Below are 18,045 nucleotides of genomic sequence, written 5' to 3'. Positions count from 1 at the left end.
GGCTTTGGCTTTTTGAAAAATGTTATTAATTTCGAATCAGATTATTTTTTATCGTCATCATGAACTTCGTGGAAGTCACCATCAACAGTGTTGTCATCTTTCTTAGAATCATCACCGTTAGCAGCACCTTCTTGTCCACCTTGAGCTTGTTGTTGTTGATATAACTTAACAGCTACAGCTTGAACTTTTTCGTTCAATGCATCTTTCTTAGCTTTCATATCATCAAGGTTACCATCAGCTTTAGCTTTCTTCAAAGCTTCTTCAGCGTCCTTAACACCCTTGATTTCGTCTTCAGAAACTTTTCCTTCAACGTCTTTCAAAGTTTTGTCAGTTTGGAAGATTAATTGGTCAACTTCATTGTTCAAGTCAACTTCTTCTTTCTTCTTTTTGTCAGCTTCTTCGTTAGCTTTGGCTTCATTCATCATCTTTTCGATTTCTTCATCAGAAAGACCATTTGAATCCTTGATAGTAATCTTTTGTTCCTTACCAGTACCCTTATCTTTAGCAGATACATTTACAATACCGTTTTTATCGATATCAAATGTAACTTCGATTTGTGGAATACCACGAGGTGCAGCAGGAATATCAGTCAATTGGAAACGACCTAATGATTTGTTATCACCAGCCATTGGACGTTCACCTTGTAAGACGTGAATATCTACAGCAGTTTGGTTATCTGCGGCTGTTGAGAATGTTTGTGATTTAGAAGTTGGAATGGTAGTGTTCTTTTCAATCAACTTAGTCATCACACCACCCATAGTTTCGATACCTAATGACAATGGAGTAACGTCAAGTAAAACAACGTCCTTAACATCACCAGTAAGCACACCACCTTGAACAGCAGCACCTAAGGCAACAGCTTCATCAGGGTTAATTGAGTGGTTAGGTTCTTTACCAGACCATTCCTTAACTGCTTCTTGAACAGCAGGAATACGAGTTGATCCACCATTTAAGATAACTTCGTCGATATCACTAGTACTTAGACCAGCATCTTTCAAAGCATTTTCAAATGGAATCTTAGTCTTTTCAACTAAGTCATGTGTTAATTCATTGAATTTAGCACGTGTAAGAGTTGTTTGTAAGTGAAGTGGACCATTGTCGTTTGAAGCGATAAATGGAAGACTGATTTCAGTTGAAGTTACACCTGAAAGTTCTTTCTTAGCTTTTTCAGCAGCATCTTTCAAACGTTGTAAGGCCATCTTATCTTGTGATAAATCAATACCGTTTTCTTTCTTGAATTCAGCAACCAAGTAATCAATGATTCTTTGGTCAAAGTCATCACCACCAAGGTGAGTATCACCATTAGTTGAAAGTACTTGGAAGACACCGTCACCTAATTCAAGGACAGAAACATCAAAAGTACCACCACCTAAATCGTAAACAAGAACTTTTTCGTCTTTATCTTGTTTATCCATACCGTATGCAAGAGCAGCGGCAGTAGGTTCGTTAATAATACGTTTAACGTCTAATCCAGCAATCTTACCAGCATCTTTAGTAGCTTGACGTTGTGCATCATTGAAGTATGCAGGAACAGTAATAACTGCTTCAGAAACTGTGTCACCAAGGTAATCTTCAGCGTAACCTTTGATGTATTGAAGAATCATAGCAGAGATTTGTTGTGGAGTGTATTTCTTTCCATCAATATCTACTGTGTAACCTTCTTCACCCATGTGACTCTTGATTGAACGAACAGTGTTAGGGTTAGTGATTTCTTGACGTTTTGCAACTTCACCAACTTGGATTTCACCATTCTTAAATGCAACTACTGAAGGTGTAGTTCTTGAACCATCAGGATTAGTGATGATCTTTGGTTTTCCACCTTCCATAACAGCAACTGCAGAGTTTGTAGTACCTAAATCAATACCAATAATTTTATTACTTGCCATGTTAAATACCCTCTTTTAATTTATTTTTATTTTTTTAATTGGCAGTGCAACTATTGCGCCACAACTACCATTGCTGGACGAAGTACTCGATCAGCAATTTTATAACCACTTTGTAATACAGAAACTACTGTATCAGCAGGATGTTCATCATCCGCAGGTACAGTTTGAACAGCTTGATGAAACTCTGGATTGAATTCGACGCCATCAGCATCAATTTCTTGGATATCATTATCCTTTAATGCTTTTTCAAGGTGTTTATAAACCATTTCAATCCCAGTCTTCAATTGATTACCACTTTCGTTATCAACTTTAACTGATAAAGCACGTTTTAAGTCATCCATTACTGGAACAACTTCTTTAGCTAGCTTTTGAGCTCCATACTTAGCAAGAGCACTTTGTTCTTTTTGGTTGCTCTTTTGCATGTTTTGAATTTCAGCTTGAGCACGCAAATAATCATTTTGGGAATCATCTAATTGTTTTTGTAACTCAGCAATCTTAGCAGTTAAAGCATCAACTTTTGGATCAGATTTAACGTCTTCTTCAACTGTTTCTTCTTTAGCTTCTTTTGGTTGTTCTTCAGCTTGTTTCTTTGACATGTTCAACCCTCCTTTATTGATCATAACTACGATAATAACCAGAAATACGGTCTTTAAGTTCATGGCGGAAGGCATCAACGACACCTAGCATATTCGGATATGACATCCGCGTTGGTCCAATTAATGCAATTCTTCCCACTCCATGATTACCCAAATCATAGGTTCCAGTAATTATGCTGTAGTCTTTTAATTGATCATTATCAATTTCAGATCCAATTTTCACTGAAATTGGTTGTAAACTCTTTTCTAACAAGGAATCAATTCCATCGTCATTATTGAACATCGAATAGAGTGGTTTAATTTTAGAAAAATCTTGTTTACCATTTTGTTCAAACATATTCATTCGACCACTAACAAAGTAATGATCATCATCAATCTTAGTTAAGATTGAACGAATTGCTTGGACAAACTGAGCTGTATCAGATAAGTAAGCATGTAAATCAGTCAAAAGTTCTGACTGAAAAGCTTGTTTTACTTCCCGTGCAGTCTTACCAACTAATCTCTCATTTAATAAGTTAGTGGCTTGTGTTAATTGCGAATCAGTATAATGCTTCGTAACTAAAAATGATTGATTCTCAACCTGTTCATTTCCCATCACGATGACCACCATCATTCGGTTCATTCCAATATTGACTAACTGTAAATGCTTAACGGTATTTTCAGTCTTCAATTCTGGTGTAAACGTCAAAGCAGTGTAATCAGTAATGTTCGATAAAACATCGGCAGATTGACGAACTAAATCATCAATTTGTTGAAAAGATCCATCTAACATTTCACTAATATACTGTAAATGCTTGTTATCAAGCTTTACAGGTTTTGTAAGATGGTCGATATAATATCGATAACCTTCATTAGATGGAACTCGGCCAGAAGACGTGTGCAACTTCTCAATTAAATGTTGTTTGTTTAAAACTGCCATTTCATTTCGAATGGTTGCTGAACTGACATCAATTGGTAATTGTTCAGCTAAGGCCTTTGAGCCAATTGGCACACCTGTCTTAGAATAATCATCAATTATATATTTCAGAATCATTGATTGTCTTTCAGTGAGCATCTCTATCACTCCTTTTTAGCACTCGTTAGTCCCAAGTGCTAAGGCACATTTATAGAGTACCAAGGAATACTAATAAGGTCAAGAATTAAGCTTGACCAATCTTTGTAAAATATTCACGGGTTTGGATTTCATCTTTTTGTAATTGTTCAATCAAAGCCTGTTCCCCAGTATACTTGACTTCGTCACGCATTTTAGCCAACCAACGAACTTTAACCCGATTACCATAAATATTTTGATTAAAGTCTAAAATATTAATTTCAATTGTGATGGGATTGTGATTACCAAAAGTGACATTTCGACCGATAGAAGCCATGGCTGGTAACCATTCATCATTAACTAGCATACTAACGATGTAGATTCCTTCGGATGGAAGTTGTTGCAACTCACTGTATTCCACATTAGCAGTCGGAAAGCCTAAAGTACGTCCACGTGCTAAACCATGCACGACCGTTCCTTCAGTTTCAAACTGATATCCTAATAATTCATTAACAGTCTTCAGATGTCCATTTTCTAAATTACGACGAATTCGAGTTGAACTAATTTTTTTCCCAGCTAAAACATCCGCCGGCACTGTTACCACATGAAAACGTCCTTTAGCATAGTCTGGTAAATCATTCATTGTCGCCTTTTTTGCTCCATAGGTATGATCAAATCCAGCTACCACTGTCTCAGATTGCATTCTAACCAAATAGTTATCAACAAATTCTTGTGGCTTTTGGGCTTGAAAAGCATAGTTGTAATTAACACGATAGACAATGTTAACCCCCAAATCATCGAATAACTGCACTTTACGATTCCAAATAGAAAGATACCGAGCGGCATTACCTTCCAATTTTTTGTATACCAAAGCTGGATGGTGATCATAAGTTAGGACTGCTAAAGGTAATCCTTTTTTATCTGCAATTTGCTTAGCTTGCTTAATTACCGCTTGATGACCTAAATGGACCCCATCAAAAAATCCCATGGCTAATACAACTGGTTGCTTAAATTCAATTTTATTACTGATTGGATAAGATAAATTAATTACTTTCATAATTTCCTCTAGTCAAGATTAAACATTTTAAATGGTTTGTATTGTTGTTTTTCGTCATTACGCACATATAATGCCCGATCAATATTACCATAACGCAATAGGATATGTTCATCAGTTGATTCAACTTCATCAAAACGAAGGAATCCTCCATTTTGAACACGAGTCCATTGAGCATCAGTCAATGTCACGGTTACATAATCAGTTAAAGCATGTCCAATTGGGAAAATTAATGATTCTAAATCACCATTTTTACTTGCTTCTTCTAATTGTTCAAATGTTACTGTTTCATCAAGCGTAAATCCACCACTCTTAATCCGGGTAAGTTGTGACATAACTGCGGGAATTCCAAATTTCTTTCCGAAATCAACTGCTAACGTTCTTACGTAAGTCCCTTTACCACAACCGACCTCAAAGAAAATCGTTTGGGTATGAGAATCTTCATCAATAATTGATTCACCCATTTGCTTAAAATAATCAATTTTAGCAATTCGTTTGGGACGTTCCACGGTTTCACCATGACGAGCATAATCATATAAACGGCGCCCATTGACCTTTACAGCTGAAAACATTGGTGGAATTTGCGTAATTTCACCGACAAAACTATTCAAACCTTCTTGGATTTGTTCTTCAGTTAATGGTTTAAAGTCGTAATTTTCCTCAACAATTTCACCATCTAAATCCTCCGTAGTAGTTGAAAAACCTAAAGTGATTGCCCCACGGTAGACTTTCCCTGATGCCATTAAAAAATCAACCACTTTAGTAGCATGGCCTAAACAGATTGGCAAAACTCCGTCAACATTTGGATCTAATGTTCCACTATGGCCGATTCTTTTTTGATGAACAATATGACGCATTTTACTAACACACGCAAAACTTGTCATTCCCAGTGGTTTATATAAAGGCACAATTCCAGTAATCATTTATCTCTCTCCATTAATCTATGTACGCAAAAATGACTGAGAACAATTGTCCTCAGTCATCTTTTTTATTGTTCGCGATTTAATTTATTAATTAATTCATCAATCTTACTTCCATATTGGATGGATTGATCTCTTTCAAAGTGAATTTCAGGTGTAACGTAAATACTTAAACGATGTCCTAATTCACCACGGATTAAACCAGTAGCTTTATCAAGTCCTTTTTGAACTTGTTCTTTAGAATTTTCATCATCTTTCAAAGTACTATAAAAAATAGTAGCTTGTTGTAAATCACCGGTACATTTAACACCAGTAACTGTTACGCCTTGAACTCGAGGATCACGAACTCGTTTGAGAAGAATATCATCTACTTCTCGTTGAATTTCTTGTTGTAATCTTCCAACACGATATTGTGCCATAATTCAGAACCCCTTTCTAATTAATTACTTAGGAGCAACTTCCTTCATACGGTAAGCTTCAATAACGTCTCCTTCTTTGATGTCATTGTAATTTTCAATGGTAATACCACATTCGTGGCCTTGTTTAACTTCTTTAACATCATCTTTGAAACGTTTCAAACTACCGATTTCACCGTCAAACTTAACAACGTTATCACGGAGTAAACGAACTTTACTGTCGTTCTTAATAAATCCATCATTTACCATACCACCAGCAATGGTACCAACTGAAGATGCTTTGTAAATTTGACGAACTTCTACACTACCAGTAACTTCTTCAACGAATGTTGGATCAAGTTGACCCTTCATAGCTGCAGTTACATCATCAATGGCGTTGTAGATAACTTGGTAAAGACGAATATCAACTTTATCAGTTTCAGCTTGAACTTTTGCTTGTGGTGTAGGACGGACATTAAATCCAATGATGATTGCGTTACTTGCTTTAGCAAGTGCAACATCACTTTCGTTAACAGCACCAACTGATGAATGAATTACGTTAACATTAACTCCTTCAACATCAATCTTCTTTAAACTACCAGCAAGAGCTTCTACTGAACCTTGAACATCAGCTTTGATAATAACGTTAACGTGTTTCATATCTTCTTGTTTCATTGAATCAAACAAGTTATCAAGAGTAACACGGTTGTTTTGCTTACGTTCTTCAATTTGTGCTTCTTTAGCACGTTCTTCACCGGCTGCACGAGCGGTCTTTTCATCGTTAAATACGATGAAACGGTCACCGGCTTCAGGAACATCATTTAAACCAGTAATTTCAACTGGAGTAGATGGTGTAGCTGCTTCGATTTCTTGACCTAATTCATTAGTCATTGTACGTACACGACCAAAAGTATCACCAACAACAATTGGATCACCCTTGTGTAAAGTACCTTGTTGTACTAATAAAGTAGCAACTGGACCTTTACCCCGATCAAGACGAGCTTCAACAACTGAACCTGCAGCGTTTTGATCTGGGTTAGCTTTAAGTTCCATCACATCAGCTTGAAGAAGAATCATGTTAAGTAATTCATCTACGTTAGTACCTTTTTTAGCAGAGATATCAACGAAGATTGTATCACCACCATAATCTTCAGGAACTAAACCGTAACCCATTAATTGTTCTTTAACGTGGTTAGGGTTAGCACCTGCTTTATCAATCTTGTTAACAGCAACAATAATTGGTGTTTCAGCTGCTTTGGCATGATCAATAGCTTCAATAGTTTGTGGCATAACACCATCATCAGCAGCTACTACTAAAATAGTAATATCAGTGATGTTAGCACCACGAGCACGCATTTCAGTAAAGGCAGCATGTCCTGGAGTATCCAAGAATGTAATATCTTTACCATCTAAATGAAGTTGGTAAGCACCAATTGCTTGAGTAATTCCACCAGCTTCTCCTGAGGTGATGTGTGAATGTCTCAAGTAATCAAGTAAAGTTGTCTTACCATGATCAACGTGTCCCATGATAGTAACCACTGGTGGACGTGGAGCTTCATGTTCGTGATTGTTTTCAGCTTCTTCGAAGAACTTGTCGATATCTGAAACATCAACATGTTTCTTTTCTTCAGCTTTAATTCCATAATCTTCAGCTAAAACTTCGATTGCATCTTTATCAAGAGATTGGTTTTGGTTAACCATCATACCAAGCATGAATAACTTCTTGATAATTTCAGCTGGTTCACGGTGAAGTAACTTACCTAAATCTTGAGCGTTCATACCATCTTCGTACATTAATACTTCTGGTAATGGACGATCTTTACGAACTGAAGGGCCTTTTTTCTTGTTGTTTTGACGAATACGTTGGTTCTTTGAGTACATTCCAGCAAATGGGTTACGACCGTTACGTCCATTACGACGTTTTTTCTTGTTCCGGTTGTTTCCGTTACCACCATTACTATTTAAACTACCACCAAATTTACCATTACCGGTATTCTTTGAACGCGTTTGAGTAGATGTATTGCTACTTGTGTTCTTTGAATGATTTTGGTTGTTGTTTGAGTGAGTTGGTTTGCTGTTATTATTGTTTCTTTGTGAATTGTTATTACGTTGTGAGTTATTTGCACTATGATTGTTATTGTTTGAATGATTGTTGTTAGTGCGATTTTGTGCTGGTTTTGAACCATTTGAGTGGTTTGCACTGTTATGGTTTTGTGAACTAGCTGGTTTGTGGTTATTGTTTGTATGAGCGCTCTTAGCACTTGCTGGTTTAGCTGCTGGTTTCTTAGCAGATCCATTATTATTGTTTAGCATTGATCTCACCGTCTTTTCTTCGGCAGCGTCTAATCCTGACATATGATTTTTAACATCATATCCTTTTGATTGTGCAGCTGTTAGGATTTTTTTGCTTGGCACATTAAGTTCTTTGGCCAATTCGTAAATTCTCTTTTTAGGCATAGAATCACACTCCTTATTTATTCATTTAATTCATTTAATTTCCTCGCAAAACCATTATCTGTAATTCCGACGATTGTTCGACTTTGTCCGATAGCATCGCTCAAATCACTTTTAGTAATTTCATGATTGAATGGTACTTTATAAAAATCAGTCTTATTTAAAAATTTTTTGGTAGTCGTTGCACCAGTATCTGAAGCAATCAAAAGAAATTTAACTTTTCCTTTTTTGATTGCATTTAATACAATACCTTCACCTGAAACTATCTTACCAGCTCGGCGAGCAATTCCCAAAAGATTTAGTATCTGATTATAATTTGTCATTTCGTTTTAATTCTTCCCGTGCTTGCACATGATCAACGTAGTCAATCAAGTTATCATAGAAATCATCTGTTAATTCAACGTCAAAAACTTGATCTAACAAATGCTTTGCTTTCGCACTTTTAACTGCGTCAACGTCAATCCGAACATATGCTCCACGACCTGGTTTCTTACCAGACTCGTCCAAAGAAACGTTCATTTCTTTGTCACGAACAATACGAACTAATTCACGTTTGGGATACATTTCTCCAGAAATAATATCTTTACGCATTGGAATTTTACGTGTTTTCATAGCTATCTTCCTCTCAGATATTAATCTTCAGATTCAGTAGTTTCTTCAGCTTCTTTGTCATCAGCCTTATTCATTTCTGATTCAGGTTTGATATCAATCTTATAACCAGTTAGACGAGCAGCAAGACGGGCATTTTGACCACGTTTACCGATTGCTAATGACAATTGATCATCAGGTACGATTACAGTACATGATTTTTCTTCACCATCTTTGAAAATGACATCTAAAACGTCAGCTGGGTTCAATGCATTGGCAATGTATTGAGCTGGATCTTCACTCCATTGAACGATATCCATGTTTTCACCGCCAAGCTCGTTAACGATATCTTGAACACGTTGTCCACGAGGTCCAACAGTAGTACCAACTGGATCGATGTTTGCATCGTTTGAACGAACGGCAACTTTAGAACGGTCACCAGCTTCACGAGCGATTGAAACAATTTCAACAATTCCATCATAAACTTCAGGAACTTCTTGTTCAAATAAACGTTTCAACAAACCAGGAGCAGTACGACTAACGAATACTTGTGGACCCTTAGCTGCATCATCAACATTAGTAACGTAAACTTTGATTTTTTCTTGTGGACGATAGATTTCATTAGGCATTTGATCATTTTGTGCCATAACTGCTTCAACACCATCCATAATCAAATAAACAAAACGGTTATCTTGACGTTCAACTTCAGCGTTAATTAATTCGTCTTGGTATTTACTGTATTTGTTATAAACTGTTTCACGTTCAGCTTCACGCACACGTTGCATGATAACTTGCTTAGCAGTTTGTGCAGCAATTCTTCCGAAATCCTTAGGAGTTACAGTGAACTTAATTTCATCACCAAGTTCATATCCACGGTTAATCTTTAAAGCGTCGTCTAAACTAACTTCAAGACGTGGATCAGCAACTTCTTCAACTACTTTTTTCACAGCGTAAACATTCATGTTACCTTTACGTTGATCAAATTCTACTTCTACGTTTTGTGCTTGATCATAATTACGTTTGTATGCTGAAACTAAAGCAGCTTCAAGTGCTTCAATGACAACTTCTTTTTTAACACCCTTTTCTTGTTCAAGGGCGTCAAGAGCATTAACTAATTCTTTACTCATTTGTTATTCTCCTAACTAAAATTCAATTGCTAATCTGGCTTTTGAGATTAATTTACGAGGAATGGTAACATCTTTACGACGAGTCTTATCTTTAACTACTAGAGTTAAATCATCATCGTTAAGTTCCTTTAATGTTCCTTCGTACATTTTCTTTCCATCTAATTTTTGATAGAGAGAAACATTAATGTAGTCATTAATAGCATTTTGATAGTCTTGTTCATTATTCAACGGACGTTCTGCACCAGGTGAAGAAACTTCTAAGAAGTATTGATCTGCAAATACATCTTCGATTTCATCTAGCTTTTCGCTTAATTGGTCACTAACAAGGACACAATCATCAATTGAGATACCACCGTCTTTATCGATGTAGACACGTAGATACCAGCTTCCGCCTTCTTGTACATATTCAACACTGTATAGATAAAAATTATTTTCATCTAAGATTGGTTGAACAGTTTCGGTAACTTTATCAATAATTTCGCTAACTTCGCTCAACTATTTACCTCCCAAAATTTTCCAATAAAAAGAGCGAGCATCTCTGCTCACTCCTAAAAGAGTTTTTAATTACTGTGTTTAATATAACATATATAGACCATTTCTACAATTAAAGCCTACATCATGTCAAACAAACTAAGTTGATTTTCATCAGGGAGTCCTTTAAGCACTCCATTTTTCGTCATAAATTCAATAATGGTCTTTGAAACCTTCCCACGTTTGGAAAGATCTTCTTTAGAAATAAATGGCTTATCAGCTCGAGCTGCCACAATTTGTTTAGCAACGTTTAACCCTAATCCAGGGACCGCACTAAATGGTGCAATTAATTTATTTCCATCCATTAACCATTCAGAAGCATCAGAACGATCAAGATCAATCATTTCAAATTCATAACCACGTTCTAGCATTTCGTTTGCAAGTTGTAAGACGGTCAACAAGTTCTTTTCCTTAGTTGAAGCGTCATTCCCCTTGTCTTCGATTTCTTTCATAGCATTCTTAACTGCTTCTTTACCATGTGCCATTGCTTCAACATCAAAATCATCCGCACGCACTGAGAAGTATGCAGCGTAATATACCAATGGAAAGTAAACTTTGAAGTAAGCAATTCGCAAAGCCATCCAAACATAAGCAGTTGCATGGGCTCTTGGGAACATATACTTAATCTTCAAACATGAATCAATGTACCATTCGGGAACATTTGAATCACGCATAGTTTGTTGCCATTCGTCTTTAATTCCCTTACCTTTACGTACTTTTTCCATAATCTGGAATGAAGTTTCGGAGTCAACTCCATAGTTAATTAAATCGGTCATGATGTTATCACGACAACCAATAACGTTAGAAATCGTAGCAGTTCCATCTTTGATCAATTCATCCGCATTTCCTAACCACACATCAGTACCATGTGATAAACCAGAAATTTGAAGTAAATCAGAAAAGTTCTTTGGATGGGTTTGTTCAAGCATTCCACGAACAAAACGCGTTCCAAATTCAGGAATTCCCAAAGTACCTGTCTTGGATTGAATTTGGTCTTCATCCACGCCTAAGACTTCAGGACTACTAAAAATTGACATCACTCCAGCATCATTCATCGGTATCGTATAAGGATCAATTCCAGATAAATCTTGGAGCATCCGGATCATAGTTGGGTCATCATGTCCCAGAATATCCATTTTAAGAATATTATCGTGAATCGAATGGAAATCAAAATGGGTTGTCTTCCAAGCTGAGGATTGATCTTCAGCTGGATATTGAATCGGCGTGAAATCATAAATATCCATATAATCTGGAACGATAATAATTCCGGCCGGATGTTGACCAGTTGTCCGTTTAACCCCAGTCGCACCCTTAGCAAGTCGATCAATTTCGGCTCCTCTAAAATGCTTACCAGTGTCACGTTCATAAGCTTTTACATAACCATAAGCGGTTTTATCTGCAACGGTACCAATGGTTCCGGCACGGTATACATTCTTTTCACCAAACAGAACCTTCGTATAATTATGCGCGATTGCTTGATAATCACCGGAGAAGTTCAAATCAATATCGGGAACCTTGTTACCCTTGAAACCTAGGAAAGTTTCAAACGGAATATTGTGACCATCACCAATTAAAGTTTCTCCACAATTAGGACATTGTTTCTTTGGTAAATCAAATCCAGAGCTATATTCACCCTTCGTGAAGAATTCTGAATAATGACACTTAGGACAACGATAATGTGGTGGCAATGGATTAACTTCAGTAATTCCCGTCATCGTAGCTACTAAACTAGAACCAACTGATCCACGGGAACCTACCAAGTACCCATCTTTATTACTCTTTGCTACTAAACGTTGAGAAATTAAATAGATAACGGAGAATCCATTCCCAATGATTGATTTAAGTTCCCGTTCAACTCGTTTTTCAACAATTTCTGGTAACTTTTCACCATACAATTCATGAGCAGTATCATAGGTACGTTTTTTAATTTCTTCTTCGGCACCTTCCATTTTAGGTGTATATAATTTGTCCTTTAATGGATGAATTTCATCTACTAAATCTGCAATCTTATTCGGATTATCAACAACGATTTCTTCGGCTTTATCTTCACCTAAGAAATTAAAGTCTTTTAGCATTTCATTAGTCGTTCTAAAATGTAAATCTGGTAACTCAGTTCGGTTAAGCGGATTAGCTCCCCCTTGTGAATTAATCAGAATTTTACGATAGATATAGTCATGGGGATTAAGATAATGAGCATCACCTGTGGCAACCAATGGAATTCCAACTTCATCAGCAACATCCGACATATTTTTAATAATTTCCTGTAACTTACCACGATCACTGATTAATTTGGTATCTAATAGTGGTTGATAAGCGGCTTGTGGTTGAACTTCAAGATAATCATAGAATTTAGCTTTATCGATAGCTTCTTGCTTACCTTTTTGCATAATAGCAGTAAATACTTCACCACTGGAACATGCAGATCCAATTAAAATACCTTCACGATATTTTTCTAGCTCACTCCGTGGAATTCTAGGAACTCGATAAAAGTAATTGATGTGGGAAAGTGAAACCAATTTAAATAAGTTTTTCAAACCCGCTTGCGTTTTTGCCATTAAAATGGCGTGGAAAGGACGGGCATGTTTGTAAGCATCGTTTTCCGTCATATGATCGTTTAATTGATCATGAAATTGAATATCATATTGTTCTTCAGCATCCTTTAAGAAGAGATAGTTCAAATGACCAGTAGTTTCAGCATCATAAATGGCACGGTGATGATGTTCCAACACAACGTCAAATTTTTTCGCTAATGTATTCAACCGATAGCTCTTGTAATTAGGATATAAGAAACGGGCCAAAGTTAACGTATCAATAATGGGATTTTGAATTTTTTCCATCCCGTGACGGGCATAACCAGTGTTCATAAAGCCAATATCAAAAGTTACGTTATGTCCAACGACAATTGCATCACCGCAAAATTCACGGAACATTTTGAAAACTTCTTCTTCGGATTTAGAACCAGCTACCATGTCATCAGTAATTGAAGTTAAATTAGTAGTTTGTTCAGAAAGATGAAAACCTGGATCAATGAATTGTTCAAATTCTTCAATAACATTGTTACCTTGCATCTTAACGGCTGAAAGTTCAATTACTCGATCATAAATGGCTGATAACCCAGTTGTTTCAGTATCAAAAACCACATAAGTCGCATCTTTTAAGCCGACATGCTTATCATTAAAGGCAATCGGTTCACCATCATCAACAACATTTGCTTCCATCCCATATAACATCTTAATGTCATTATTTTCAGCGGCATTAAAAGCCTCTGGAAAAGCTTGGACATTATCATGATCAGTAACGGCAATGGCTTTATGTCCCCATTTTTTGGCTTGCTTAACAAAATCAGAAATCGAATTAGTAGCATCCATTTGACTCATATTGGAATGGAGATGTAGCTCTGCTCGCTTCTTATCTTCTGGTGCAGTATCTTTTCGTTCTTCGTGAGTTGCTGGATTAATATCATAAGCATTCATAGCAAGTTCATGAAAATAATTATCTTCTTGAATACTACCTCGAACAGTTACCCAACTGCCCTCTTCAAGATTAGCAAATTTGGCACTTTCGTCATCATCTTTAGAAAACTTCTTAATCGTAATTGAAGAGGTATAATCAGTAATTTTTAAAATCATCAATGAACGACCAGAACGCAAAGCACGAATTTCTTTACTAAATACATAACCATTAACTACCATTGAGCGTTCTTCTTCAGTAATATTTTCCAAGGGAGTTACGTCTACGTTATCAGCAATTTTGCGCCCAATCATGACATTACCTGAACTTGCTGCTGGAGCTTTTTGAGCATTAACTTTAGCTGCGGCTTCTTGGGCTTGTTTAGCTAATTTTTCATCACGTAATCGTTTAGCTTCGCGCAATTCTTTAATTTTTTCTTGTGATTCAGTTTCATCAACCATAGTATTAATTGTAAATTTAGGAAAACCAGCCTTTTGATATTCATTCAAAATTGGTCCAATGGCTTTATTATTCATAAAGTCCTTGACCAATTCGTTAACCGCATAAAAATTAACGCGACCATCATCTAGCTTTGGTACATTATTATCACAAAGTTCATGAATTAAACTGGATTGAATTCCACAGTTGTTAACTGCCCATTGCCAATAATCACCAATTTCACGATTAGTTAATTCAGACTGTTGGGTTTGAATGAAAAAATCAACTTTAGCAATATCACTAAAAGCAGTGTGTAATCCATTCACAAAATTAGTAAATGCTTGAAATGAAAGTACATGGGGAATAAATAAATGGAAATCCCACTGCTTTGATTTTTGGTGCACTCGCACTTGTTCAATTTCAGCATTTTCAAATTCACTACGATAAGCGTCATCGAGTTTAATTTGATCCAATAGCTTACTGAATTTTTCTTTATTATTTAAAGGCATATTTTCCCTCCCCCTAAACGAACAAAAAAGACCAGTTATATCTGGTCTTATTGTTTAAATTTCTTTTGATAAAATTTCGATTGTATTTTTAAGGTCATCAACCTTTGTTTCAACTGTTTCGCCAGTCTTCCGAATCTTAACTTCTACGATACCTTCATCAGCTTTTTTACCGATAGTAATCCTAATTGGAATCCCAATTAGGTCAGAATCAGCAAATTTAACTCCAGCACGTTCTTTACGATCATCCATAAGAACTTCCATACCAGCAGCTTGTAAATCATCGTAAATACTATTAGCTAATTCAACTTGTTCTTCTTTTTTAACGTTAGTAGGAATCAAGTGCACGTCAAAAGGCGCAATTGATTTAGGCCATACAAGACCATTATCATCAGCTTGTTGTTCTGAAATAGCTGAAAGTAAACGACTTACTCCAATACCATAACAACCCATGATAATTGGCTTTTGACGACCATTTTCATCAAGAATATTAGCACCAAGAGCTTCAGTATAACGTGTACCAAGTTTGAAAATATGACCAATTTCAATACCTTTAGTAAACTTCAATACTCCACTACCATCAGGTGAGATATCACCTTCGTTAACTAAACGAAAATCACCATATTCTAAGTCAGGTAAATCACGTTCTGGGTTAACATTTTGATAATGTTTGTCATCTTGGTTAGCACCAGTTACACCATTAACGATACTTTGAACATATTCATCAGCTAAAACAGGAATATCTTCAGATACATTGAATGGTCCAACTGAACCTGGTTTAACACCTAGATATTGACTAACTTGTTCAGCAGTAGCTAGTTCAGCATCATTAGCATGGAAATGATTTTTAACTTTAGCATCGTTAACTTCTTGATCACCACGAACTAAGATTAACACAGGTTTTTCATCAACCATGTATAATAAGCTCTTAATAATTTGATCTTTTTCAATTTCAAAGAATTTAGCAACTTGGTTAATACTCTTAACATCTGGAGTGTCCACTAGTTCTAAATCATTAGTTTCAGCATGTGATTTTTTGTTAACGAACATGTCAGTTGCCATTTCTAAATTAGCGGCATAATCACTGTCATCAGAATAAACAATGGTATCTTCACCAACTGGTGCTGGAGCAGAAAATTCCATTGAATCAGATCCACCCATGGCACCACTATCTCCAATAATTCCAAGGTAGTTTAAGCCAACACGATCAAACACATTTCTGAAAGCATCATTCATGTCTTTGTAAGTTACATCTAATTGGTTTTCATCTGATGCAAATGAATATGCATCTAACATACGAAATTCACGGCTACGTAAAAGACCGTAACGAGGACGATCTTCATCACGGAACTTATCTTGAATTTGGTATAAGTTCAAAGGTAATTTCTTGTATGAAGAAATAGTCCCCTTAACTAACTCAGTCATAGTTTCTTCGTGAGTAGGTCCTAAAATAAAGTCAGTATCATGACGATTTTTTAGTTTAAACAATTCAGGACCATAAGCTTCATATCTTCCTGAATCTTTCCAAAATTGTGCTGGAATGATTTCAGGTAATAACATTTCATTTGCCCCTGATTTATTCATTTCTTGTTTAATAATATGTTCAATTTTTTCCAAAACACGGTATGCCAATGGAAGATATGCATAAGTTCCGGCAGAAACTTGACGAATATAACCAGCACGAATTAGCATTCTATGACTAATTGCTTCTGCACCAGTTGGATCTTGTTTTTGTGTAGGAATTAACATTTTTGATTGTTTCATTTATTCGCTCCTAATTTATCTGATGAAATAACGCATGATATCGTTCCAAGTAACTAAAATCATTAAGCCAGCTAAAAAGACAAATCCAATCATAGTAACAATCATTTCTGTCTTTTCAGAAAGGGCCTTTCCTCTAATTAATTGAATAATGTTTAATAAAATTTTACCACCATCTAGGCCTGGAATTGGAATTAAATTAACAATTGCTAAGTTAATTGATAACCAGCCTAAGAATTGAATGATTCCAGTCAATCCCATAGATGTTGCTTCTGATGTATTGGCAAAGATTGCCACTGGTCCACCTAAACTATTAAGAGTGAAATGCCCAGAAATCATTTGCCAGAGAGCACCAAAGAGACCCTTAGCCATTGACCAAGTAGTAGTAAACCCAGCCATAACCTTTGCTCCAAAACTAGTATCTAAAGTTTGTGTAACTCCAATAACACCAATTTTTTGTTTATTCATTTGTTTTGAATCAGTTACTAGACTCACGTCACGAGTCTTATTTTTATCCTCAATCGTTAATTTAACTTTTTTATTGGGTTGTTTTTCGATTTGTTTTGCAATATCTTGAAAATTCTTAATTTTTACCCCATTAACGGCTAAAATACGACTACCATCTTTTATTCCAGCAGTCTTAGCTACATGTGGAGTGCTGTCAGAAACATTAACCTTGTTAGAATTAGTACCAACTCCGCCTTGAAGAAAAGCTAATAGCATAAACGCCAAAATAGCTAGTAAAATATTATTAAAAATACCAGCAAAGTTAACTAATAATTTTTTACCTACTGGGGCATTTTGAAATTGAACATCTGCTGGAGCAATTTGGACTTCAATTCCATCTCTTTGCACGATTAAAGCATCGTGATCAACTGAAAGACGTTTTTTATCATCCTCGTTACCATTTTCATATCCTTCAATCCAAAGACCATTCACTAAATCAGCATCTGATACTTGAAAGGGAATCCCTTTAAATAATTGATTTTTTTTACTCAAATCAATTTTAGTAACAACACCTTTGTCATTTAACTGGATTTTAACAACCGTTCCCGGTTTAATTGCATCTTCTTCATCATCTTCACTACCAGCTAATCGTACATATCCCCCTAATGGTAACAGACGAATAGTATAGGTCGTATGATTATGACGATAGAAAAATAATTTTGGTCCCATTCCAATTGAAAACTCGCGAACCATAATTCCACATTTTTTGGCAACAATAAAGTGACCAAATTCATGAACGAATACTAAAATTCCAAAAACAATAATAAAGCTAATAATAGTTGTTAACAAATAATCACAAACC

At 35.9% G+C, this 18,045-nt stretch carries 14 protein-coding genes; all 14 read right to left on the bottom strand.

Annotated features, from left to right (window positions below; genetic code table 11):
• Nucleotides 1-41: 41 nt before the first annotated feature.
• On the bottom strand, nucleotides 42-1,886 hold the full coding sequence (gene dnaK, locus ACQW5G_RS07420) for a molecular chaperone DnaK (RefSeq protein WP_429970821.1): 1,845 nt from the start codon (nucleotides 1,884-1,886) through the stop codon (nucleotides 42-44).
• Nucleotides 1,887-1,936: 50 nt separating this feature from the next.
• Complete coding sequence (gene grpE, locus ACQW5G_RS07415) at nucleotides 1,937-2,482, bottom strand: nucleotide exchange factor GrpE (protein WP_429970820.1); 546 nt, start codon at nucleotides 2,480-2,482, stop codon at nucleotides 1,937-1,939.
• 13 nt (nucleotides 2,483-2,495) lie between these two features.
• The gene (gene hrcA / locus ACQW5G_RS07410) at nucleotides 2,496-3,536 is read right to left on the bottom strand and encodes a heat-inducible transcriptional repressor HrcA (protein WP_429970819.1); all 1,041 of its coding nucleotides are present in this window, start codon (nucleotides 3,534-3,536) and stop codon (nucleotides 2,496-2,498) included.
• A gap of 85 nt (nucleotides 3,537-3,621) precedes the next feature.
• On the bottom strand, nucleotides 3,622-4,569 hold the full coding sequence (gene ribF / locus ACQW5G_RS07405) for a riboflavin biosynthesis protein RibF (protein ID WP_429970818.1): 948 nt from the start codon (nucleotides 4,567-4,569) through the stop codon (nucleotides 3,622-3,624).
• An 8-nt stretch (nucleotides 4,570-4,577) separates the two neighbouring features.
• On the bottom strand, nucleotides 4,578-5,489 hold the full coding sequence (gene truB, locus ACQW5G_RS07400; RefSeq protein WP_429970817.1) for a tRNA pseudouridine(55) synthase TruB: 912 nt from the start codon (nucleotides 5,487-5,489) through the stop codon (nucleotides 4,578-4,580).
• A 65-nt stretch (nucleotides 5,490-5,554) separates the two neighbouring features.
• Nucleotides 5,555-5,905, bottom strand: coding sequence for a 30S ribosome-binding factor RbfA (gene rbfA, locus ACQW5G_RS07395; protein ID WP_429970816.1), 351 nt, complete (start codon nucleotides 5,903-5,905; stop codon nucleotides 5,555-5,557).
• A 24-nt stretch (nucleotides 5,906-5,929) separates the two neighbouring features.
• The gene (gene infB, locus ACQW5G_RS07390; RefSeq protein WP_429970815.1) at nucleotides 5,930-8,338 is read right to left on the bottom strand and encodes a translation initiation factor IF-2; all 2,409 of its coding nucleotides are present in this window, start codon (nucleotides 8,336-8,338) and stop codon (nucleotides 5,930-5,932) included.
• Between the two features lie 17 nt (nucleotides 8,339-8,355).
• Nucleotides 8,356-8,658: a L7Ae/L30e/S12e/Gadd45 family ribosomal protein gene (locus tag ACQW5G_RS07385; RefSeq protein WP_429970814.1), complete on the bottom strand. Its 303-nt coding sequence runs from the start codon at nucleotides 8,656-8,658 to the stop codon at nucleotides 8,356-8,358.
• A complete protein-coding gene (rnpM, locus tag ACQW5G_RS07380) occupies nucleotides 8,645-8,947 on the bottom strand; it encodes an RNase P modulator RnpM (protein ID WP_429970813.1) in 303 nt (100 codons plus the stop codon). The genes ACQW5G_RS07385 and rnpM overlap by 14 nt, the downstream gene beginning before the upstream one ends.
• A gap of 20 nt (nucleotides 8,948-8,967) precedes the next feature.
• Nucleotides 8,968-10,050, bottom strand: coding sequence for a transcription termination factor NusA (gene nusA / locus ACQW5G_RS07375; protein WP_429970812.1), 1,083 nt, complete (start codon nucleotides 10,048-10,050; stop codon nucleotides 8,968-8,970).
• Nucleotides 10,051-10,065: 15 nt separating this feature from the next.
• Complete coding sequence (gene rimP, locus ACQW5G_RS07370) at nucleotides 10,066-10,545, bottom strand: ribosome maturation factor RimP (RefSeq protein ID WP_429970811.1); 480 nt, start codon at nucleotides 10,543-10,545, stop codon at nucleotides 10,066-10,068.
• Between the two features lie 116 nt (nucleotides 10,546-10,661).
• Nucleotides 10,662-14,978 carry a PolC-type DNA polymerase III gene (locus tag ACQW5G_RS07365; protein WP_429970810.1) on the bottom strand — a complete coding sequence of 1,439 codons (4,317 nt, stop codon included), beginning with the start codon at nucleotides 14,976-14,978 and terminating at the stop codon, nucleotides 10,662-10,664.
• 54 nt (nucleotides 14,979-15,032) lie between these two features.
• A complete protein-coding gene (locus tag ACQW5G_RS07360) occupies nucleotides 15,033-16,739 on the bottom strand; it encodes a proline--tRNA ligase (protein ID WP_429970809.1) in 1,707 nt (568 codons plus the stop codon).
• 15 nt (nucleotides 16,740-16,754) lie between these two features.
• Complete coding sequence (gene rseP, locus ACQW5G_RS07355) at nucleotides 16,755-18,032, bottom strand: RIP metalloprotease RseP (protein WP_429970808.1); 1,278 nt, start codon at nucleotides 18,030-18,032, stop codon at nucleotides 16,755-16,757.
• Between the last annotated feature and the right edge of the window lie 13 nt (nucleotides 18,033-18,045).

Source organism: Fructilactobacillus sp. Tb1, assembly GCF_050500285.1.
GTDB lineage: Bacteria > Bacillota > Bacilli > Lactobacillales > Lactobacillaceae > Fructilactobacillus.
Note: the sequence above shows the minus strand (reverse complement) of the source record. Positions and strands in the feature narration are given on the sequence as shown.